Origin of the sequence: Pigmentiphaga sp. CHJ604 (assembly GCF_036972535.1) — a bacterium.
In the GTDB taxonomy this organism is placed as follows: Bacteria; Pseudomonadota; Gammaproteobacteria; order Burkholderiales; family Burkholderiaceae_B; genus Pigmentiphaga; species Pigmentiphaga daeguensis.
In genome coordinates this window covers 3,338,731-3,360,175 of the sequence record NZ_CP136998.1, presented here as the reverse complement: position 1 = coordinate 3,360,175, position 21,445 = coordinate 3,338,731, and the positions used below count along the sequence as shown (strand labels likewise).

At 69.4% G+C, this 21,445-nt stretch carries 19 protein-coding genes; 5 read left to right on the top strand and 14 right to left on the bottom strand.

What is annotated here, in order from left to right:
• Positions 1-21: 21 nt before the first annotated feature.
• The 7 genes from R4823_RS16170 to R4823_RS16140 form a co-directional block, all read right to left on the bottom strand.
• Positions 22-918 carry a LysR family transcriptional regulator gene (locus R4823_RS16170; protein ID WP_087840585.1) on the bottom strand — a complete coding sequence of 299 codons (897 nt, stop codon included), beginning with the start codon at positions 916-918 and terminating at the stop codon, positions 22-24.
• Positions 919-1,001: 83 nt separating this feature from the next.
• The gene (locus tag R4823_RS16165) at positions 1,002-2,942 is read right to left on the bottom strand and encodes a response regulator (protein WP_243724646.1); all 1,941 of its coding nucleotides are present in this window, start codon (positions 2,940-2,942) and stop codon (positions 1,002-1,004) included.
• On the bottom strand, positions 2,939-3,424 hold the full coding sequence (locus R4823_RS16160) for a response regulator (protein WP_132980464.1): 486 nt from the start codon (positions 3,422-3,424) through the stop codon (positions 2,939-2,941). The genes R4823_RS16165 and R4823_RS16160 overlap by 4 nt, the downstream gene beginning before the upstream one ends.
• A 10-nt stretch (positions 3,425-3,434) precedes the next feature.
• A complete protein-coding gene (locus tag R4823_RS16155; protein ID WP_132980465.1) occupies positions 3,435-5,591 on the bottom strand; it encodes an ATP-binding protein in 2,157 nt (718 codons plus the stop codon).
• 129 nt (positions 5,592-5,720) lie between these two features.
• Positions 5,721-6,488, bottom strand: a complete 768-nt coding sequence (locus R4823_RS16150) for an ABC transporter permease (protein ID WP_087840590.1) — start codon at positions 6,486-6,488, stop codon at positions 5,721-5,723.
• A 23-nt stretch (positions 6,489-6,511) separates the two neighbouring features.
• Positions 6,512-7,294, bottom strand: a complete 783-nt coding sequence (locus tag R4823_RS16145; RefSeq protein WP_087840592.1) for an ABC transporter ATP-binding protein — start codon at positions 7,292-7,294, stop codon at positions 6,512-6,514.
• 1 nt (position 7,295) lies between these two features.
• Complete coding sequence (locus R4823_RS16140; protein WP_087840593.1) at positions 7,296-8,357, bottom strand: ABC transporter substrate-binding protein; 1,062 nt, start codon at positions 8,355-8,357, stop codon at positions 7,296-7,298.
• Positions 8,358-8,554: 197 nt separating this feature from the next.
• Between R4823_RS16140 and R4823_RS16135 the strand changes: the two genes are divergently transcribed.
• Positions 8,555-9,337, top strand: a complete 783-nt coding sequence (locus R4823_RS16135) for a class II glutamine amidotransferase (RefSeq protein ID WP_087840594.1) — start codon at positions 8,555-8,557, stop codon at positions 9,335-9,337.
• On the opposite strand, the gene uraD is transcribed toward R4823_RS16135, so the two are convergent.
• Entirely contained in the window at positions 9,327-11,105 is a 1,779-nt protein-coding gene (gene uraD / locus R4823_RS16130; RefSeq protein ID WP_087840595.1) for a 2-oxo-4-hydroxy-4-carboxy-5-ureidoimidazoline decarboxylase, read from the bottom strand. The two genes, R4823_RS16135 and uraD, sit on opposite strands and share 11 nt — an antisense overlap.
• Before the next feature lie 7 nt (positions 11,106-11,112).
• Positions 11,113-12,054 carry an allantoinase PuuE gene (gene puuE / locus R4823_RS16125; RefSeq protein ID WP_087840596.1) on the bottom strand — a complete coding sequence of 314 codons (942 nt, stop codon included), beginning with the start codon at positions 12,052-12,054 and terminating at the stop codon, positions 11,113-11,115.
• A 170-nt stretch (positions 12,055-12,224) separates the two neighbouring features.
• Between puuE and uraH the strand changes: the two genes are divergently transcribed.
• A complete protein-coding gene (uraH, locus tag R4823_RS16120; RefSeq protein ID WP_087840597.1) occupies positions 12,225-12,578 on the top strand; it encodes a hydroxyisourate hydrolase in 354 nt (117 codons plus the stop codon).
• Here uraH and R4823_RS16115 read toward each other — a convergent pair.
• Complete coding sequence (locus R4823_RS16115) at positions 12,541-13,527, bottom strand: LysR family transcriptional regulator (protein WP_087840598.1); 987 nt, start codon at positions 13,525-13,527, stop codon at positions 12,541-12,543. The two genes, uraH and R4823_RS16115, sit on opposite strands and share 38 nt — an antisense overlap.
• Positions 13,528-13,669: 142 nt before the next feature.
• On the opposite strand from R4823_RS16115, the gene xdhA reads away from it, so the two are divergent.
• The 3 genes from xdhA to xdhC are packed head-to-tail and all read left to right on the top strand — an operon-like array spanning position 13,670 to position 18,431.
• Complete coding sequence (xdhA, locus tag R4823_RS16110; protein WP_132980466.1) at positions 13,670-15,271, top strand: xanthine dehydrogenase small subunit; 1,602 nt, start codon at positions 13,670-13,672, stop codon at positions 15,269-15,271.
• Positions 15,268-17,592: a xanthine dehydrogenase molybdopterin binding subunit gene (xdhB, locus tag R4823_RS16105; RefSeq protein ID WP_087840600.1), complete on the top strand. Its 2,325-nt coding sequence runs from the start codon at positions 15,268-15,270 to the stop codon at positions 17,590-17,592. The genes xdhA and xdhB overlap by 4 nt, the downstream gene beginning before the upstream one ends.
• On the top strand, positions 17,589-18,431 hold the full coding sequence (xdhC, locus tag R4823_RS16100; protein ID WP_087840601.1) for a xanthine dehydrogenase accessory protein XdhC: 843 nt from the start codon (positions 17,589-17,591) through the stop codon (positions 18,429-18,431). Before xdhB ends, xdhC begins: the two co-directional genes overlap by 4 nt.
• A 4-nt stretch (positions 18,432-18,435) precedes the next feature.
• On the opposite strand, the gene R4823_RS16095 is transcribed toward xdhC, so the two are convergent.
• From R4823_RS16095 to R4823_RS16080, 4 genes are all read right to left on the bottom strand, one after another.
• Positions 18,436-18,957 carry a MarR family transcriptional regulator gene (locus R4823_RS16095; RefSeq protein ID WP_087840602.1) on the bottom strand — a complete coding sequence of 174 codons (522 nt, stop codon included), beginning with the start codon at positions 18,955-18,957 and terminating at the stop codon, positions 18,436-18,438.
• Between the two features lie 61 nt (positions 18,958-19,018).
• Positions 19,019-19,933, bottom strand: coding sequence for an ABC transporter substrate-binding protein (locus R4823_RS16090; RefSeq protein WP_087840603.1), 915 nt, complete (start codon positions 19,931-19,933; stop codon positions 19,019-19,021).
• A gap of 7 nt (positions 19,934-19,940) precedes the next feature.
• Positions 19,941-20,900: a tripartite tricarboxylate transporter substrate binding protein gene (locus R4823_RS16085; protein ID WP_132980467.1), complete on the bottom strand. Its 960-nt coding sequence runs from the start codon at positions 20,898-20,900 to the stop codon at positions 19,941-19,943.
• Positions 20,901-20,936: 36 nt separating this feature from the next.
• Positions 20,937-21,332: a Rid family hydrolase gene (locus R4823_RS16080; protein WP_238160008.1), complete on the bottom strand. Its 396-nt coding sequence runs from the start codon at positions 21,330-21,332 to the stop codon at positions 20,937-20,939.
• Positions 21,333-21,445 lie beyond the last annotated feature (113 nt).

Here is a 21,445-nt window from a genome sequence, read left to right as displayed (position 1 = left end):
GCGGCCTGGGCGGCGTCTGCCCTAAGGCAGGCGCTTGGCGTAGCTCTGCCGCAGCATGTCGATGAATACCCGGACGCGCAGCGGCAGGTGCTTGCGCTGAGGATACACGGCATAGATGGCGTTGGGGGGCGCGGCGAACTGGTCCAGCACCGTCACCAGGCGGCCTTCCTTCAGGTCGTCCTCGATTTCCCACAGCGATCGCCATGCCAGTCCCCGCCCGTCCAGAGTCCAGGCATGGAGCACGGCGCCGTCGGTGCATTCCAGCGTACCCGATATGCGCTGCGGCGTCGTCTTGCCATCGATGGTGAAGAGCCAGCCGCGTGCCTGGTTGACGCCGGTGCCGAAGGACAGGCAGTTGTGGCGCGCCAGGTCGGCGGGGTGTTCGGGCGTGCCGTGCCGGCGCAGGTAGGCGGGCGAGGCGACCACCATCCGGCGGTTGTCGGCCAGGCGCACGCTGACCATGCTGGAGTCGGCCAGATCGCCGATCCGGATGGCGCAGTCATAGCCTTCGTTGACCAGGTCCACCAGCCGGTCGCTCAGGTCCAGCGTCACCGTGATGCCGGGATAGGCGTCCAGCAGCCGGGGCAGCAGGGGCGCCACGTGGCGCCGGCCGAATCCGCCCGGGGCCGTGACGCGGAAGTGCCCCTTGGGATGTTCGCCGCCCGCCGCCACGCTGTTTTCGGCGTTCTCGAGCGACTGCAGGATCTGCTGGCATTCCTCGAAGAATTCCGTGCCCTCGGCGCTGAGCGAGATCTTGCGCGTGGTACGGATCAGCAGCTTGACCCCCAGCCTGGCTTCCAGCGCGTCGATGCGCCGGCCGATGACGGCGGGAGCGACTCCTTCGCTGCGTGCCGCGGCCGACAGGCTTCCGCGCACGACGGCCGAGACGAAGGATTCGATCTGCTTGAAGCGGTCCATGGGAGGCCGGGCGATTTATGCAAATTAGTAAATAATTTGCGCCCGATTTTAGCCTATTCTTAAAAACCGGAGGGGCCGGCGCATCAACCCTGAGGTTCGCGTTGCAGGACGCGGATCAACTGATCGATATCCAGCGGCTTGGTCAGGTGAAAGGCGAACCCGGCATCCAGGCAGCGGCGCACGTCGGACTCCATGCCGTAGCCCGTGAGCGCGACCGCGATCTGGTCGGCCTGAGGGGCATAGTGCCGCAGCACGTCGATGCCATCGCCATCGGGCAGCCCCATGTCGCTGACCAGGACGTCGTAGCGCTTGGCGTCGACGCAGCGGCAGGCTGCCGCCACGTTTTCCGCGACCTCGACCTCGTAGCCGTATTCGCTCAGCAGGAACTGCATGGCTTCGGCGGTATCGACGTTGTCCTCCACCAGCAGGATGCTGGCGGGGCGGACCAGGGGCGCGGAGACGGACTGCGCCTGCTCGACCGGGGCGTCCGGGGCCCCGCTGGCCGGATCGTCCAGCGCCAGCGTGAAGGTCGTGCCCTTGCCCTGGCCGTCGCTGCGCACGCTCAGGGTGCCGCCATGGCGCTGCGCCAGGGAGCTGGCGATGGCCAGTCCCAGCCCCAGGCCGCCGCGCGACTGGGCGGCGTCTTCCTCGCCCTGGTCGAAGGCGTTGAAGATGCGCTTGAGCGCCTGCGGGGGAATCCCGATGCCGGTGTCCGAGACGTCGACGGCGATCTTGCCGGGCATCGGCTGGTACACGGTCACGCGTATCTCGCCGCCGCGCGGCGTGAACTTGATGGCGTTCTTCAGCAGGTTCCAGACGATCTGCTGCAGGCGGGCCGGGTCGGCCTGCACGATGACCGGATAGGGCAGCGGCGTGTAGTGCAGCTCGATGTGCCGCGCGGCCGCTTCCTCGCGGAAGATCTCGGCGATCCCGTTCAGGATGCCGACCAGGTCGGTGGGTTCGAGGCGCAGGCTGAGCTTGTCGTTGACGATCTTGGAGATGTCGAGCAGGTCGTCGATCAGGCGTGCCTCGACCTCGACGTTGCGCTTGATGAGCTCGACGCTGCGGCGGCATTCGGGGGGAAGGTCCTGGCGCAGGTCCAGCGCCTGCGCCGCCGCGTAGATCGGGCCCAGCGGCGTGCGCAGCTCGTGCGACAGCACGGCCAGGAAGCGGTCCTTGGCACGGTTGGCGGCCTCGGCCTGTTCCTTGGCCACCTGCAGCAGATCGGCCGCGACCCGGCTGTCGGTCATGTCGCGCACGATGCGCGAGAAGCCGCGCACGGCGCCGCCGTTGCCGAAAATGGCGGTCGTCACGACCGAGGCATAGAAGGTGGCGCCGTTCTTGCGCATCAGCCATCGTTCCTCGGCCAGGCTGTTGCCGGTGCCGATGTCGGCGAGCTGTTGGCGCAGCGGCACGGGCTCGGGCTGGCCGGGTTCGGGCGGGAGATTGAACATGTCGCCCGGGCGCCCGATCACTTCCTCGGCCGGATAGCCGAACAGCCACTCCGATGCGCGGTTCCAGCTTTCTATCGTGCCTTCCAGCGACAGCGTGGCCACCGAGTAGTCCCGCAGCGCGTCTATCAACTGGCCGAAATAGGTTTCGCTCTCGCGCAGCCGGCGCTCGGCATCGTGCCGGGACCGCCGCTCGCGGGCCTCGTCCAGCGCCCGCCTCACGACGATGGGCAGGCGCTCCAGGCGCTGCTTGAGCACGTAGTCGGTCGCGCCTTCCTTGAGCATGTCGACCGCGTGTTCCTCTCCCAGGACGCCCGAGACGAAGATGAAGGGCAGGGCGGTGGGGTGGCTGCGCGCGATCCGCAGCGCCTCGCTGCCGGGGAAGCCCGGCATGTGGAAGTCGGACAGCACGAGATCGAAGTTGCCGGCGTCCAGGGCCCGGGTGAAGTCGGCTTCGTTGTTGACGATGACGCCTTCTACATCGAGCCCCGAGATCGACAGGCGTTCCAGTGTCAGTTCCGCGTCGTGGGGATCGTCCTCGGCAAGCAGGACGCGCATGGTGGGCGGGTTCACGTTGGCTGGCTCCGGGAATCGCGGTTGCTGCGGGCGGCGGTGCCTCGCAGAGAGCCTGGAGGGGGCTCGTTCAACACTGCCCAGAATACGCCCAGTTCCCCGATTGCGCGCACGAATTCCGGAAAATCCACCGGTTTGACCACGTAGGCGTTGACGCCCAGGTCATAGGCGCGCACGAGGTCGCTTTCCTCGCTGGACGAGGTCAGCATGACCACGGGCACGTTCTGCAGCCCACGGTCCTCGCGTATGAGCTGGAGCAGCTCCAGTCCATCCATCTTGGGCAGCTTCAGGTCCAGCAGGATGACCGCGGGGTTGCCGGCCGGCCTGCCCTGATGGTGCCCGCGGCGGCACAGGTAATCGGCCGCCTCCTCGCCGTCGCGCGCCACCACCACGTCGTTGGCGAGCTGGCTTCTCTCGAGCGCGATCAGGGTCAATTCGAGGTCCTGGGGACTGTCTTCGACCAGCAGAATGGGCTTGAGCATGACGGGGGTCTCACTCCTTCATGGCGGCCGCGGTCGCGGCAGGGGGATGGGCGCCGGGCAGGAACACGTAGAAGGTCGCCCCCTGGCCGGGGGTGCCTTCGGCCCACACGCGGCCGCCGTGGCGTTCGACGATGCGGCGGACATTGGCCAGGCCTATGCCCGTGCCCTCGAATTCTTCCATACGATGCAGCCGCTGGAATACGCCGAATAGTTTGCCGACGTATTTCATGTCGAAACCCACGCCATTGTCGCGCACGTAGATGACGTGGCCGCCGTGCCGAGGCCAGGCGCCGATCTCGATCACCGCGGGATCCCGGCCGCGCGTGTACTTGATGGCGTTGGACAATAGATTGCGCAGCGCCAGGTGCATATAGGCGGCGTCGGCATGGACGGACGGCAGCTCGCCCATGATCCAGACCACCTGTCGGCCGTCCAGGTCGGGGGCGAGTTCCCGGCGTATCTGCTCGAGCGCCTGCGACAGATCGATTTGCGAGGGCCGCAGGGCCGAGCGGCCCATCTGCGAGAAGGTCAGCAGCGCGTCGACCAGCCTGCCGGCGAAGCGGGCCGAATCGCCGATGTTGTCGAGATAACGCGCGCCCCGGTCAGACAGGCGAGGCCCTTCGTATTCGCGCAGCAGGTCGGCGTAGCCGGCGATATGGCGCAGCGGCGCGCGCAGGTCGTGCGACACGCTGTACGAGAAGGCTTCGAGTTCCTGGTTGATGCGGCCCAGTTCATCGGCCAGGTCCGCCAGTTCCTCGGCCTTGCGCAGCACGACGCCGGTGATGGCGGTGTGCAGTTCCGCCGCGCTTTCCAGCTCGCAGGCCTGCCAGGGACGGGCGCGGCCGCGCATCCATTCCGGCCTGAACCAGAGCACGTAGTTGGCATGCAGTTCCGAGATCGGCAGGGCCAGCACGCCGCAGGCCACGCCTTGCAGCGAGGCGAACGCGGGGGCTTCGTCGGGCAGGCTGGCCGTATGGAAGACCCCCGTGCCGTCCTTGCGCGCAAGCCGGGCCGCCAGGGCCTGCACGGCCCGGCGGCTGGGCGCCCGGCCGAAGGTCTGGCATTCGTCGCCATGCACGATGGCCGCGCCGGTGGCGTCCGCGAACTCGAGCAGCGCTCCCGGTACGCTGGCCAGCCCGGCCGGCACGCTGTCGTGCCGCGACATCGCGGCCAGCAGCATGCCCGTCAGGCGCTGCAATTCGTGCCGCCGGTCCGCTTCCGCCTGAGCCTGGCGAGCCTCGATCTGCAGCGCGACGACCTGCGCGAGCAGGTCGCATTGGGAGCGTACGGCCTGCGGCATGATCCGGGGCTGGGCATGATGGCACGCGATCATGCCCCAAAGCCGGCCCTGCGACATCAGCGGCAGCGACATCGCCGCGCGGGCCCCCACGTCTTCCAGGCAATGCAGCAGCGTGGGCGGTGCCGCGCGCAGGCTCGCCAGGCTCAGGTCCGTGCACGCGCCCGTGGCGGGGTGGCGGGCCGGTTCCAGCGGCGAAGGTTCGCTGCCGGTGTCGGGAATGTAGTTCAGGCCTTGGGCCCGGGCGTCGGCGCGAGCCTGGGGCGGCTGCCCGACGGCCGGAAAATGCCGGCCCAGCAGCGAGGCATAGCCGCGGCCGCGCCGTTCGGCATTGACGCGGCCGTGGCCGTCGGGGTCGAGTTCCAGGGAAACCACGCGCCCGAAGCCCGTCATCCTGCGGATCCGTTCGACCGCCAGTTCGCACAGCTCGTCGGCGGTCTGGCAGCGCTGCGCCTGGTCGACGAACCCCCCCAGGTCGGACGGCCGGGCCTGCGGCGCCGCGGGTTCGAACTCGGCCACGATGGACTCGCCGTACCGGTGGACCACCAGGTCGAAGCGGCCGCCCACGGCGATGAAAGCCACGGTGCCCAGATGGTGGGGAATGCGTTCGGCCTGGGTCGCCGCGCGCAGCCGTTCGTGGAAGCGGCCGTCGGCGGGGTGCACCAGGTAGGCCAGCCTCTGGCCCAGTAGCTCGGCGGGCGGTGCGTTCAGGTGTTGCCGTACGGATGCGCTGGCCTGCAGGATCGTGCCGCGGGCACGGTCGAGCACGAGCAGGAAGCCGTGGGGCTGGATGGCGTGCGGCGGGCGGGTGGACCCGCTCGCGCGCGCGGCCGGAATGTCCTTGCCGGACGCGGGACTCGGGAGGTGCACCTGGTTCGAGGTCGAAGGGAGCGAACTCTCATAGTATGCACGTCCGTGCGCGCGCCCTCCGCATCGGCCGGATTATGTAGCGATACTTACAGCACGTCTCAATTCGGAGACGGGGCCGCCGGCATGGCCTCAAGTGCCCTGGTTGCCCCGGTGGGCCCAGGCCGTGGTGCGTTTTTCCACCAGCGCGAACAGCTCGTACATGGCCATGGCCATCACGCCTATCACCATCAGGCCGGAGAAGGCCAGCGGCATTTTCATGGCCGAGCCGGCCGATACCAGCAGGTAGCCGATCCCCTCGTTCGAGGCGGCCATCTCGGACACCGTCGAGCCGACGAAGGCCAGCGTGATCGCGACCTTCAGCGACGCATAGAAATACGGCAGCGACCGGGGAAGTCCGACCTTGAGCAGCACGTCCATGCGCTTGGCGCCCAGCACCCGCAGCACGTCCTCGAGTTCGGGTTCGAGCGTGGCGAGCCCGGTGGCGATGTTGACCATGATGGGAAAGAACGAGATCAGGAAGGCCGTCAGCACGGCGGGGCCGATACCGATGCCGAACCACACCACCAGCACGGGCACGAACGCCGCCTTGGGCAACGCGTTGAAGGCCGTCATCAGGGGATAGACGGCCGTGTAGGCGAGCCGCGAGCTGCCGATGACGAAGCCCAGGACCACGCCCACCGCGATGGAGATGCCGAAGCCCGCCATCGTGACCCAGAAGGTGCGCCAGGCATGCATCGCGATCACGGGCGCGTAGTCGATGGTGGCCTGCAGGATCTGGGAGGGGCTGGGAAAGATGAATTCCGAGACCTCGAAGACCCGGCAGATGATTTCCCAGAGGATGATGACGGCGACCAGCAAGGCGATCGGGGCAAGACGTTCGGCGAATTTGTTGTTCATCGGGCGAGTCGGCGGGTGGAGGCTCAATGTCCGATCTGGGTGCGCAGTTCGAGCACCAGGGCGTTGAAGTCGTCGGAATAGGTGGTCTCGAGTTCCCGGGGGCGCGGCAGCTCGATGTCCCGGCGGGACAGGATGCGGCCAGGGCGCTTGCTCATCACGTACACCGTGTCGGCCAGGAACACGGCTTCGCGCAGGTCGTGGGTGACCAGCACCACGTTGAAGCGGCGGGCGCTCCAGAGATCGCGCAGCACGCACCACAACTCCTCGCGCGTGAACGCGTCCAGCGCGCCGAAGGGCTCGTCCAGCATGAGCATCTCGGGTTCGTGGATGAGCGCCCGGCACAGCGACGCGCGCTGCTGCATGCCGCCCGACAGCTCCCAGGGGAACTTGTGCTCGTAGCCGTCCAGCCCGACGGTCGCCAGCAGCGCCCGCGCGCGTTCGGTGTATTCGGCGCGGCGGGCCCGGAAGCTGGAACGATAGGGCTCGACGATCTCCAGCGGCAGCAGGATGTTGTCGAGCGTGGTGCGCCAGGGCAGCAGGTTGGGGGCCTGGAACGCCATGCCCACGATCTTGAGGGGCCCGGTGACCTTGGCGCCGCCCACGGTCACGGTGCCGCGGGTGGGCGATTTCAGGCCGGTCGTCAGCTTCATGAAGGTGGACTTGCCGCAACCCGAAGGGCCGACGATGGCGACGAACTCGCCCTTGTCCATCGAGAGGCTGATGTCCTCGACCGCGTATTCGCCCGCCCGCTCCAGCGCGGCGGTGTAGGCCAGCGAGACCCGCTGGAAATCGACGAAGGCCGCCATGTCACTTGCCGCGAAGCACGGAAGCCGTCAACGATTTCTCCGGCAGGAACGAACGGTCGAACGCCGCCTCGGGATTGACCGAGGTCTTGGTGCCGTAGGTGCGGGTGACCTGGGCGGCCATCAGCGCCATGCGGGCGGGGTCGATATCGCCGAATCCGTCGGCGCGCGCGTCGGGCGTGTCGATGGCGGTCTGGATCGCCAGCCGCAGGCGCTTGAGCTCCAGCGGCGCATCGATGATGCCGTCGCGTTCCTTGACGGTGGCGATCGAGGCGGCGGGGTCGGCCAGCACGTCGCGCGTGGCCTTGGCCACCGCGCGCAGGAAGCCCTTGACGGCCTCGGGGTGGTTCCTGGCGAAGTTGCGGTCGGCGATGATGGCGTTGCCGTACAGCTTCACGCCGTATTCGGGATAGGACATGATGGCGATGTCCTGGTCCTTGACGCCGCGCGCGTTCAGGTTCAGCAGCGAGGTGAAGTAGAAGCCGGTGATGGCGTCGACGTCGCCGCGCGCCAGCATGGTCTCGCGCAGGGCGGGGTCCATGCTGACCCAGGTGACCTTGGCGTCGTCGATCTTGTTGGCCTGGGCGAAGATGGGGAAGGAGCGGCGGCCGCCGTCGAACGAGGGGGAGCCGAGCTTCCTGCCTTCGAGGTCCTTGGGTGTCTTGATGCCGCTTTTCTTGAGCGAGAACACCGCCGCCGGCGTGTTGTTGTAGATCATCATGACGCCGGTGGGCTGGTTGGGAGCGCCGGGATTGTTACCCTGGAATTCCATCAGCGCCGCCAGGTCGGCGAAACCCATTTCGTACGAACCCGAGGCCACCCGGTTCACCGCCGCGCCCGAGCCGCTGCCGGCGTCGATGGTCACGTCCAGCTTCTCCTGCTTGAAATACCCCTTCTTGGCCGCGACCAGGAAAATCGCACTCGGCCCCTCGAACCGCCAGTCGAGCTGGAAGCGTATCTTGGTATCCTGGGCGTGGGCGGCGGGAGCGGCCCATGCCGTGGCCAGGGACAGCGCCAGGCCGGCGAGCACGGCACGGCGACCCGGAGTGCGAAGTGTCGTCTTCATGCTGGGGGTTTCCTCAGGTGAGTGGGGACGGTTGTGCCGTCCTGGGTTTTGTGGGGAGAATACATCCCGGTTTTGCGCCTCAACAATGCGAGGTAAACCCGCATTGGTGCGGCGTTTCCCCAGATTGGGGCGCATCGGTTTCCACTCGTATCAAAAGCAGGATCCATGCCTGCTTTCCTGCACCGCGAAGGTTCCCCATGTGCCAATTGCTAGGCATGAACGGCAACACGCCGACCGACATCGTGTTCAGCTTCACCGGCTTCGCCACACGGGCCGGCCGCACCGGCGAGCACGTCGACGGCTGGGGCATCGCCTTCTTCGAGGGAGCGGGAGTGCGCCACTTCGTGGACCACGAACCGGCTCTGCTGTCTCCGGTGGCGGACCTGATCCGGCACTATCCGATCAAGTCGCGGAACGTGATCGCGCACATCCGCAAGGCGACGGTGGGGCGCGTCGCGCTGGAGAACTGCCATCCGTTCGTACGCGAACTGTGGGGGCGCTACTGGGTGTTCGCGCACAACGGCGACCTGGTGAACTATCTTCCCACGCTGGACGGCCCCTACCGGCCGGTGGGCGACACGGACAGCGAGCGGGCCTTCTGCTGGATGCTGCAATCCCTGCGGGCGCGCTTCGCCTGCCACCCGGGCGTCGAGGCCCTGGCCGATGCGCTGGGCGAGCTGAGCGCCGGGGTCGCCCAGCACGGCACCTTCAATTTCATGCTGTCGGACGGCGAGGCGCTGTACGTCCATTGCTCCACGCGCCTGCACTACCTGGTGCGCCAGCACCCCTTCGCCACCGCCAGCCTGTCGGACGACGAGGTCAGCGTGGATTTCGCCCAGGTGACCACGCCTGACGACCGGGTCGCGGTCATCGTGACCGAGCCCCTGACCACGAACGAAGTCTGGCGCCGCTTCGAACCGGGCGAGCTGATGGTGTTCGTCGACGGTGCGCCGGTGTTGGCGCGCCTGGTCAGCGGCTGAGGGCCGCCGCCATCTGTTCCAGAAAGTCCAGCATCAGTTCGCCGGCCAGCTGGGCATCGTCGGCCGTCATGGTCTCCAGCGGGTTGTGGCTGATGCCGCCGTTGCCGCAGCGGGTGAACAGCATGGTGATGGACGTGGCCTCGGCCAGCTTCATCGCATCGTGGCCGGCGCCCGACGGCAGTTCGAAGGCGGGCAGGCCGCGTTCGGCGATGGCGCGCGACCACATGGCCATCTGCTCCCGGGCGCAGGGCGCGGCGGCGGCGCGCATCAGTTCCTCGGTCGTGACCGTGATGCCGCGCCGCGAGCAGATGGCCGATATCTCCCGCTCGATGTCGGCCAGCGCCGCGTCGCGCACGGCGTTGTCGGCGGCGCGCAGGTCCAGCGACAGGGTGCAGGCGCCGGGAATGACGTTTATCGAGCCGTGGGGCACGTTCAATATCCCCACCGTGCCGACCAGCGACGGCACCTGCGCGCAGCGCCGTTCCACCGCCAGCACGATCTCGGCCGCGGCGCAGGCGGCGTCGCGGCGCATGTCCATGGGTGTGGTGCCGGCGTGGCTGGCGACGCCGCCCAGGGTCATGAGCCGCCGCACGCTGCCGGCGATGGAGGTGACCACGCCCACCGGCAGGTTGCGTTCCAGCAGCACCGGCCCCTGTTCGATGTGGATCTCGAAGTAGTGCCGCAGGCGCGCCGCCTCGGCCGCCGCCTTGCCCAGTTGTTCCGGATCGAGGCCCGCGAGCTGCATGGCCTCGCGCATGCTGATGTCGGAGGCGTCCAGCGCATCCAGCACGCTGGGGTCGAAGCGGCCGATGTAGGCCGACGAACCCAGGAAGGTGCTGCCGTAGCGCACGCCTTCCTCCTCGGCGAAGGCCACCACGTCCAGGTCGAAGGGCAGGCGGCGGTTGCGCCGTTTCAGGTCGGCCACGACGGCGATGGGCAGCAGGACTCCCAGGCGGCCGTCGTATTTTCCGCCGTTGCGGACCGTGTCGTAATGGCTGCCGGTGGCCACCAGCTGCGGCTCGGCCACGGTGGGAGCGGCACGGTAGCGGCCCACGACGTTGCCGGCCGCGTCCTGGTAGACGGAGTCGAACCCGGCTTCTAGCATCCAGCTCTGGAGGCGGGCCGCCACCGCGCGGTGGGCGGCGGACAGGTAGGTGCAGGTCAGATGGTCGGGGGAATCGGAGTAGCTGGCCAGCGTCTCGGCCCAGTCCATGACGGCATCGCCATAGGGCCGGGCGAGCGAGAGCCGGTCCGCCAGACGGATCTCGGCGATCCGGTCGATTTGCCGCAGGGCTTCGGCGAACTCCTGGTCGGGCGCGTGGCGCAGCCGGCGTTCCAGGGCGGCGATGATGTCGTAGCGGCTCAGGCCGGCGCCGGTGGGCCCCCGCACGGCGATGATGAACGGGAATCCGAAGCGGCTGTTGTAGGCCGCGTTCAATTGCTGCAGCAGTTCGAACTCCTCGGGCGAACACTGGGTGAGTCCGGCGCGCGCCTGTTCGCCGGCCGAATCCTCGGTCAGCTGGCCCGCCACGGCGGCGCGGCCGGCCAGCTCGGGATGGGCACGGATCAGCGCCAGCTGTTCGTCCCGGCTGGCCTGCCGCACGGTCTGCGCCAGCGCGTACTTGAGTGCGGCGGCCGAGGCGAACGGCCGCCGCGCGGCGGTCCGCTCCAGCACCCAGGGGCTGTGCTCGTACAGCCCGTCCAGGAACTGGACGAAGCGGACGGGGTCGGCAGTATTCAGGACGTCGAGCGTGAGCGAGGAGGTCATGGCGGGATCAGGAGGCGGAGCCGGCAGCCGGCGTGTACGGATGTTCTTGCTTCCAGTGGCGGGCGATGTCGACGCGGCGGCACACCCAGACGTCCTGGTGCTTCTCGACGTGATCCAGGAAGCGCTGCAGGGCGGTGAAGCGGCCGGGCCGGCCCAGCAGCCGGCAATGCATGCCCACCGACATCATGCGCGGCTTGTCGGCGCCTTCCGTGTACAGCACGTCGAAGGTATCGCGCAGGTAGTCGAAGAAATGGCCGGCGGTGTTGAACCCCTGCGGCGTCGCGAAGCGCATGTCGTTGGCGTCCAGCGTGTAGGGGACGATCAGGTGGGGCTTGCGCGCGCCGGACGAGGTTTCGACTTCGGTCCAGAAGGGCAGGTCGTCGCCGTAGTAGTCGCTGTCGTACAGGTAGTCGCCTTGCTCGACCAGCAGGCGGCGCGTGTTGGGACTGTCGCGCCCCGTGTACCACCCCAGGGGCCAGGCGCCGTCGGTCAGCCTGCGCAGGATCTCCGTGCCGCGGTGCATGTGCTCGCGCTCGGTGGCTTCGTCCACGTTCTGGTAGTGGATCCAGCGCCAGCCGTGGCAGGCGATTTCGTGGCCATGTTCCAGGAACGCCGCCGTGGCCTCCAGGTTGCGCTCGAGCGCCATGGCGCAGCCGAATACCGTGAGCGGCAGGCGCCGCCGCTCGAACTCGTTCAGGATGCGCCAGACCCCCGCGCGCGAGCCGTATTCGTAGATGGAGTCCATGCTCATGTGCCGGGCCGGGTAGGCGGCCGCGCCCACGATCTCGGACAGGAACTGCTCGGAGGCGGGGTCGCCGTGCAGGACGTGGTTCTCGGCGCCTTCCTCGTAGTTCAGGACGAACTGCACGGCGACGCGGGCGCGATTGGGCCAGCGTGCGTCGGGAAGATGGCGGCCGTAGCCGATCATGTCGCGGGGGTATGCTGTCATGGCGCGGGCAACGAATCAGGAGTGGAAACGGAACGGACATGCATGGACATTCTCCCATGCCGGGCGGCGGGGCCGTGCGCGGGGATGTGGCCGCTAGCGAAACTATATACACTTTTGTCGGCGCGCCGGATGGCGCTTGCCGCGCCATCGCGTTCCACCAAAGGATCCCCATGGGAAAGCTGACCACCCACGTTCTCGATACCGCCCATGGCTGCCCGGCCGCGGGCATGAGGATAGAACTCTTCCGCATGGATGACGGCCAGGCGGTCCTGCTCCGGCAACTGTCCACCAATGCCGACGGGCGCGTCGACGGCGCCCTGCTCGAAGGCGACGAGCTCGTCGCCGCCGCCTATCGCCTGGTGTTCGAGGCCGGCGATTATTTCGCCGCGCGAGGCCTGGCGTTGCCCGAACCCCGCTTCGTCGACCGCGTCGCGCTCGACTTCGGCATCGCCCAGCCCGGCCAGCACTACCACGTGCCGCTGCTGGTCAGCCCCTGGAGCTGGAGTACGTATCGGGGGAGCTGACGGCCGGGGCGCGCACGCTGGCGGCGATCTGCTCGCGCAGCCAGCGCACGGGCCCGTCGCGACGGGCGCGCGGGTGCCACAGGAGGTAGTACTGCAATGACGGCAACGGGATGGGCAGCGGCATCACCGTGACCGGCAGCGAGCTGGCGAAGAAGTCGGTGAAGCGCCTGCCGGTGGTCAGCAGCAGGTCGGTCTGCGTCAGCACATAGGGAATCAGGCTGAACACGGGGCACTCGAGCGCGATGTGGCGCGCGTGCCCCTGCCGCGCGAGCATGGCGTCGACCGTGCTGCGCAGGCCTGGCCGCATCGCGGTCGGCGCCGCGTGGCGCGCCTGCAGGTAGGCCTGCGCGGTCAGGCTGCGGCGCGCCAGGGGATGGTGGCTGCCCATCATCACCACCAGTTCGTCCTCCATCAGCGGCAACCGGTGCAACTGCGCCGGCGGGTCGGGCCAGTTGGCGATCACCAGGTCCAGGCGGCCGTCGCCCAGTTTCTGCGCGTAGTCCAGGTCGTCCGTCAGCGGATGCACGCTCAGCGCCAGGGCGGGCGCGGCCGCGCGCAGCCGGCCCGCCAGCCGCGGCAACAGCATGGGATCGAGATAGTCCGGCGCGGCCAGGTGCAGGGTGCCGTGCGCCTTGCGCGGGTCGAACTCGTCGGGCGGCGCCAGGAAGTGCTCGGCCTGCGCCAGCATTTCCCGCGCGGGCGCTTCCAGCGACAGGGCGGTGGCGGTGGGCACGACGCCGCCCGGTCCGCGCACGAACAGCAGGTCGCCGGTCAGGCGGCGCAGCCGGGCCAGGCGGCCCGACAGCTGGGGCTGGCCCATGCCCAGCCGTATCGCGGCGCGCGAGACGTGCAGCGTATCCAGCAGCGTGACGAAGGCCTGGATGTCGGTCAGGCTGAGGCGGGACAGGCCGGTGCCGCCGGAGGCTGCGGCGGGCGGGGAGGCGGGCATGGCGGCTCCGGGAGTTCATTCACGATAATGAATAATGCTCATCTTCCACCGAAGATGACAACCCCGGCCAGGGCGCGTATGTTTCGGATATGGTCCCGGCGTCCCATGACGGGCGCGGCGGGCGTACTCCTGGCAGAGTGACATGGCTTCCGATCCTTCCTCCCCCGATACGCCGCCCGAGCTGCGGGTGCGCCCCGTGCGTTTCTGGCATGGCCGCAAGCTGGTCGAACTGGAAGGCCTGCCTCCCGCCTTCACGGTGCTGGAGTGGCTGAGGGAGGAGGCGGGCTGCCATGCCGCCAAGGAAGGCTGCGCCGAGGGCGACTGCGGCGCCTGCACCGTGGCGGTGACCGATCTGGACGGCGCCGGCAACCCTCGCGTGCGCGCCATCAACGCCTGCATCCAGCCGGTGGCGGCGCTGGACGGCAAGCTGCTGGCGACCGCCGGCGACATCGGCGAACCGGATGCGCTGCATCCCGTGCAGACGGCCATGGTGACGCACCATGGTTCGCAATGCGGCTTCTGCACCCCGGGCATCGTGATGTCGCTGTATGCGATGTACGAGGGCCGGCGCTTGGCGGACGATGCGGCAGTCGGCCGCGAGGACGCGGTGCGGGCCCTGTCGGGCAACCTGTGCCGGTGCACGGGGTACCGGCCCATCCTGGATGCGGCACAGGCGATGTGCGGGCCGGACTGGCAGGGCGAGACGGCCGACGCGATGCGCGAGCGGCTGGTCCGGGTGGCGCCCGGACCGCAGGCCTGGACGCCGGGGGAAGCAGCCGGAGGGTTCGACGGCCATGCGCGCGGGCGCTTCCTGGCGCCGCGCACGCTGGCGCAACTGGCGGCGCTGCGCGCGACACATCCGGACAGCCGCATCGTGGCCGGCGCGACCGACGTCGGTCTGTGGGTCACCAAGCATCATCGCGCCTTGGGCGACGTGTTGTGGATAGGCGGCGTGTCCGGGCTGGCCGCGATCGATCGCATCGGCCGGGATGCGCTGGCATCGTCGCGCTGGGGGCGCGAGCTCCCGTGCCTGGAGATCGGCGCGGCCGTCACCGTCGAGGACGCCTGGCGGGCGCTGGCGCCGCACTTTGCCGCCTGTATCGATTACTTCGACCGCTTCGCGTCGGTGCCGGTACGCAACAGCGCCACGCTGGTCGGCAACGTCGCGAACGGCTCGCCCATCGGCGACACCGCGCCGCTGCTGATCGCGCTGGGCGGCTCGGTCGTGCTGCACCGGCAGGGCCAGGAGCGGATCCTGCCGCTGACCGATTTCTATCACGGCTACCAGAAGAACGACCTGCGTCCGGGGGAGTTCATCCGTGCCGTGCGCGTGCCCCTGCTCGGCGCCGACGTCTCGGTCCATGCATGGAAGCTGTCCAAGCGGGTGGAGCAGGACATCAGCGCCGTGGCCGTGGCCACGGCGCTGCGCGTGGAACGGGGCCGCATCGTCGCCGCCGGCGTGGGCGTGGGCGGCATGGCCGCGGTATCCAGCCGTGCCGTGCGGACCGAGCAGGCGCTGCTGGGCCTGCGGGTGGACGTGCCCGCCGCGACCCTGCGGGACAGCGCCGGCATGCGGGCGGCCTGGCAGGCCATGCACGATGAATTCGATCCCCTGGACGACCTGCGCGCCAGCGCGGCCTACCGGCGCCAGGCCGCCGCCAACCTGCTGCTGCGGTCCTGCCTGCAACTGGCGCGGCAGGCGCCGGCCACGCGCCTGGGCGAACTTGCGGCGATACAACCATGAACGCACCCGACCATCCCGGCATCCTGAACATCGAGGCCGAGCCGCAGGCCTGCGGCGTCGCCGCGCCGCACGAGGCGGCGCACCTGCACGTCAGCGGCCGCGCGCTGTACGTGGATGACGTGCCCGAGCCGCGCGGCACCCTGTTCGTCGCCCCCGTGCTGTCCAAGGTCGCGCACGGGCGGCTGATGAACGTAGACGCCTCGGCCGCCCTGGCGATGCCCGGCGTGCGCCGCGTCGTGACCGCCGCCGACCTGCCCGCGGCCAACGTGGTGGGCGCGGGACACGACGAACCCATCCTGCCCGCGGACCTGATCGAATACCTGGGCCAGCCGGTGGCGCTGGTCATCGCCACGGGCGCCAAGGCGGCGCGCGTGGCCGCGCGAGCGGTACGGATGGAGGTCGAGCCGCTGCCGGCCATCCTGACGATAGCCCAGGCGCTGGAAGCCGAGTCCTGGGTGCTGCCTCCCGTGCACCTGGTCGAGGGCGACGTCGAGGCTGCGATGGCCGCCGCGCCGCACCGGCTGCACGGCGAGTTCGCGGTGGGCGGACAGGAGCAGTTCTACCTGGAAGGGCAGATCGCGCTGGCCATGCCGGGCGAGGACGGCACGATGAAGGTGCTGTCGTCGACCCAGCATCCGGGCGAGGTACAGCACTGGGTGGCCGACGCACTGGGCGTGCCGGCCCATTCGGTGCAGGTCGAATGCCGCCGCATGGGAGGCGGATTCGGCGGCAAGGAAACCCAGGCCGGCCACATCGCGGTGTGGGCGGCGGTGGCGGCGCGCATCGCCGGCGCGCCGTGCAAGATGCGGCTCGACCGCGACGATGACTTCCTGATCACCGGCAAGCGCCATCCCTTCCTCGGACGCTGGACGGTGGGCTTCGACGGCCAGGGGCGCGTCCTGGCCATCGACCTGACGCAGGCGGCGGCCTGCGGCTTCTCGGCCGACCTGTCGGGGCCGATCGCCGACCGGGCCATCTTCCATGCCGACAACGCCTACTACCTGCCGGCCGCCGCCATCCACAGCTATCGCTGCAAGACCCATACCCAGTCCCATACGGCGTTCCGCGGCTTCGGCGGCCCGCAGGGCGTGGGCATGATCGAGGCCGCCCTGGACGACATCGCGCGCCATCTCGGCCTGGACCCGCTGGCCGTGCGCCGGATCAACCTGTACGGCGATGCGCCGCGTGACCGCACGCCCTACGGCATGCGGGTCACCGACAACATCCTGCCCGAACTGATCGAGCGGCTGGCGGCCGATTGCGGCTACGCCAGGCGGCGCGAGGCCATCGCGCGCTGGAATGCCGCCAGCCCGGTGATCAAGCGCGGCCTGGCCCTGACGCCCGTGAAATTCGGCATCTCGTTCACGGCCACGATGTTCAATCAGGCCGGCGCGCTGGTGAACGTCTATACCGACGGCTCCGTCACGGTGAACCACGGCGGGACCGAGATGGGGCAGGGGCTGCATACCAAGGTGTGCCAGGTCGTGGCCGATACCCTGGGCGTGCCGCTGGCGTGGGTGCGGATCACCGCCACCGACACTGGCCGGGTGCCCAATGCCTCGGCCACCGCCGCCTCCAGCGGCACCGACCTGAACGGCAGGGCGGCCGAGTTCGCCGCGCGCGAAGTGCGCGACCGCCTGCGCGCCCATGTGGCCGGCACGCGCGGCCTGGACGTGGGCCAGGTATCGATACGCGGCGGCAAGGTGCTCGTGCCGGGCGCCGAGCTGGATTTCGCGGCCGTGGCCAAGGCGGCCTACGCCGCCCGCGTGTCGCTGTGGTCGGACGGCTACTACGCTACGCCCAAGATCCACTACGATCACAAGACCATGCGCGGCCGTCCGTTCTACTACTTCGCCTACGGCGCGGCGGCCACCGAGGTCGCGGTCGACACCCTGACCGGCGAGACGCGCGTGCTGCGCGTGGATATCCTGCACGACGTGGGCCGCTCCATCAACCCGGCGATCGACCTCGGCCAGATCGAAGGCGGGTTCGTGCAGGGCGTGGGCTGGCTGACTTCGGAGGAACTGGTCTGGAAGCCGGACGGCGCGCTGGCCACGCATGCGCCCTCCACCTACAAGATCCCGACTTCGGGCGACGTGCCCGCCGACTTCCATGTCGAACTCTGGCCCGAGCCCAACCGCGAGGACAATGTCTACGGCTCCAAGGCCGTGGGCGAGCCGCCTTTCATGCTGGGCTTCGCCGCCTTCTTCGCCATACGCGACGCGGTGGCGGCGGCCCGGCGGGAACAGGGGCGTGGTCCGCTCGTGCCCCTGTCGGCGCCCGCCACGCCCGAGGCCGTGCTGCGGGCCGTGGAGCAATGACTCCCGCCGCGCTGCTGCCCCAGGGGCTGGCCGACTTCGCCCGCGCGGCGCGCGGCCGGTCGGTGTGCCTGGTCCGCGTGCTGGAGGCGCGCGGCAGCGTTCCGCGCGGCACCGACGCGGCGCTGCTGGTCGGCGCCGAAGACTTCGCCGGCACCATAGGCGGCGGCCACCTGGAATACGAGGCCATCGCGCATGCGCGGTCGCTGCTGCGGGAGGCCGAGGAGGGCTCCGTGGCCGCGCGCACGCGCCGCTTCGCGCTCGGTCCCTCGCTGGGCCAATGCTGCGGCGGCAGCGTCGACCTGCGCTTCTCGGTGCTGGCGGACGCTGGCGATGTCCTGCCGCTGCTGCAAGGGCTGGAGGCACGGCCGCACCAGCTCTGGCTGTATGGAGCCGGACACGTGGCGCGGGCGCTGGTGCACGTGATGCTGCCGCTGCCGTTCCGGATCCGGTGGCTGGATACCCGCGAGAACGTCTTTCCCCTGCCGCTGCCAGGACAGGTCGAAACCGTGCATGCCGACGACCTCGCGGCCGAGGTCGCCGATGCCGCGCCCGGCGCCATGCACCTGGTCATGACCCACAGCCACGCGCTGGACTTCGACATCGTGCGCGCGGTGCTCGCGCGCGGCGATGCCGCTTATTGCGGGCTGATCGGCTCGGCCACCAAGCGCGTGACCTTCGAGCGGCGCCTGCGCGCGCGGGGCATGGCCGAGGCAAGCATCGAATCGCTGGTGTGTCCGGTCGGGCTGCCGGCGGTCGAGGGCAAGCTGCCGGGCATCATCGCGGTCTCGGTGGCGGCGCAACTGCTGCTGGCCGCCCAGGCGGCGGAGGTGCGGGCTTGAGGCCCTAGTCGCCCGCCTCGATGGCGAACAGCAGCGTGCCCAGCATGGCGGCCAGCTTGTCCGCCTCCTGGCGGCCGAGGGGCCGCAGCAGTTCCGCCATCGCCTCGAAGTGGCGGGCGATGGCCTCGTCGGCCAGCGCCTTGCCTTCGGGCGTGAGCCGCACGATCACGCCGCGGCGATCGTTGGGGTCCGGTTCGCGCACCACCAGGCCGCGCTCCTGTACGCGGTCGATGCGGTTGGTGACGGCGCCCGAGGTCAGCAGCGACACCTTGATCAGGTCCGAAGGCTTGAGCGCGTATTCCGGGCCGCAGCGGCGCAGGGTGACGATCAGGCTGAAGGTCTCCCAGCTCAGCCCCATGGGCGCCAGCCATTCCTCGGCATGCCGCACCATGTGCGTGGACAGGCGCGACAGGCGGCCGATGATGCCCAGTGGCCAGGGATCGAGATCGGGGCGTTCGCGCTTCCAGTCGTCCAGCAGTTGCTGGACGGAGTCGCGCCGCGGAGGAGGGGGGGACGCAGGGGGCAAGGGACTGATTCTCGACGCCGTTTCGATTGCGTCGAACTCTATCACGAGCCGCGCGGCCGGTTCACGCCGGCGGCAGGTAGCTCAGGTCCACATAGCGGGCGGGGTCGCTTAGCGCCGCGGCCTGGCCAGCGTGGCGGTTGCGCAGCGCCAGCACGGTGGCGATGCCGGTCATGCTGGGCCGCAGATCGCGGATGAGGCCGGTGGCGGGGGCCAGCAACACGTCCAGGGCGCGCTCGCTCAGGGTCGGATCGAGGCCGGGCGCGTGCCTGCGCAGCAGGGCGGCGGCGCGCGGGCCCGCGTCCGGCCTGGTCAGCCAGTCCAGCGAGGCGCGGTAGGCGCGCGTGAATGCCCGGAGCGTTTCGCCCGACGTGGCCGCCCAGGCGCGTTGGCAGAAGGCGGCCGATCCCATGTAGTCGTCCAGCCAGTGCGCGCCCGGCAGGATACGGCAGCCGGCTTCCTGCGCCAGCAATTCGTACGGGGTGCGCAGCAGCGTGGCCGCATGCCGGCCCGCCAGCAATGCCGCGTGGCGCTGGCTGGTGCCGCCGGCGGGCACGATCTCGACCTCGCCGGGCAAGATGCCGTGCGTGGCCAGCAGTTCGCGCAGCACGAAGGCGAATCCGGTGGAAAGGGCGTCCACCGACAAGGTATGGCCGCGCAGCTCGTCGTAGCTTCGGATGCCGGGCCCGGCGACCAGGCTCAGAAAGCCCCGGTCGCCGCCCAGGAAGGCCACCAGGTCGGGGCGGGTGCCGGGGATGCGGGCATGGCCCTCCTGGTAGGCCACGAGATTGTCGATGCCGGCGATGGCGACCTGGACTTCGTCGCGCAGCAGGCGCTCGACCAGTTCGGCCGAACCGCCGACATAACGCAGTTCGATGGGCACCCCATGGCTTGCGAAGAAGCCCTGGTCGATGCCGGCCCACAGGGGCAGGTTCCATCCGCCGTCGAACACGGCCACGCGCAGGGTATCGATCGCCATGGCGGCCTCAGTTGACGGCGGCGCCGGAGGCGCGTACCACCGGCCCCCAGCGGTCGATCTCGCTGCGTATCAGGCGCGCGAACTCCTCGGGCGTGCCGCCCAGGATTTCCATGCCCTGGCCCTCGAGTTTCTCGCGCACCGACGGCTCGCGCAGGGTTTCCTGCAACGCGCGGTTGAGCTGGTCGACCACGGGCTGCGGCGTGCCCGCCGGCGCCACGAGACCGAACCAGGCCGAGACGTCGAAGCCCGGCAGGCCTTGTTCGGCGATGGAGGGAACGTCAGGCAGGCTGGCCAGCCGCCGGGCCGAGGTCAGGCCCAACGCGCGCAATTGGCCGGCCTGGATCTGGCCGGCGGCGACGGGAACGCTCAGAAAGGTCATGGCCACGTCGCCCGCCAGCACCGCGTTCATGCTTTGTGGCGCGCTCTTGTAGGGCACGTGCATCAGCTTGATGCCGGCCCGCGACGCGAACATTTCGCCCGCCAGGTGCTGCGAGGTGCCGCTGCCGCCGGACGAGTACGCCAGGTCCGGTGTCTTGCGGGCCGCGGTGAGAAGATCGGGAATGGAGCGTATGGGCGACCTGGCCGCCACCACCAGCACGTTGGGATTGGAGGCCACCGTGCCGATGGGCTTGAAGTCCTTGACGGGATCGAAGGGCATGCGGGCATACAGCCAGGGGTTGATGCCGTGCGTGCTGATCGAGGCCAGCAGCAGCGTATGGCCGTCGGCGGGCGCCTTGGCGACCAGTTCGCCGGCGATGTTGCCGCCCGCGCCCGGCCGGTTGTCGACGACGACGGTGTGTCCCAGGCGGCGGGACAGATCCACGCCGATGATGCGGGACAGGATGTCGGCCGAGGAGCCGGGGCCGCTGGTGACGACCAGCGTGACGTTCCTGCTGGGATAGGTGTCCGCGTGAGCGGCGAGGCAAAGCGAGCTGATGCAGAAAGCGAGCAAGGCGCGGCGTGGCATGGAAGTCTCCTGGGTGGCGCAGGGGCGGGAGGGGGATCAGACCACGGCAATGGCCTGGATTTCGACCACGATGCCCGGACGGGCGAAATGCGACACCGTGATCAGGGTACTGGCGGGAAAGCCGGTGCTGCCGAGCAGCTCGGCGCGGATGTCGACGAAGCGGTCGCCGTGCCGGGGATCGTCGATGAACACGGTCATCCAGACCAGGTTGCGCAGGTCCGCGTCGCAGCGGGCCAGGGTTCCCTGGATCAGCGAGAAGCAGGCCCGCACCTGGGCTTCGAACTGGCCGGAGATGTCGCGGCCCTGCGCGTCCTCGGTGGTGGTCTGCCCCGCCAGCCAGATGGTGCGGCCGCCTTCCGAGACGACGGCGGGCGAAAAGGCGCGTTGCTGCTGGTAAGGGGTGCCTTCTAGGCGGGTGATCCTGGCTTGCACGATGCATGTCCTGTGGAAGGGTGGAACGTGCAGTTATCTTATCATTAAGAATCTTAATGTAAAGATATTTATGGCGCGTCGGACATTGCGCTTTATGCTTTGAAGGTACGCCT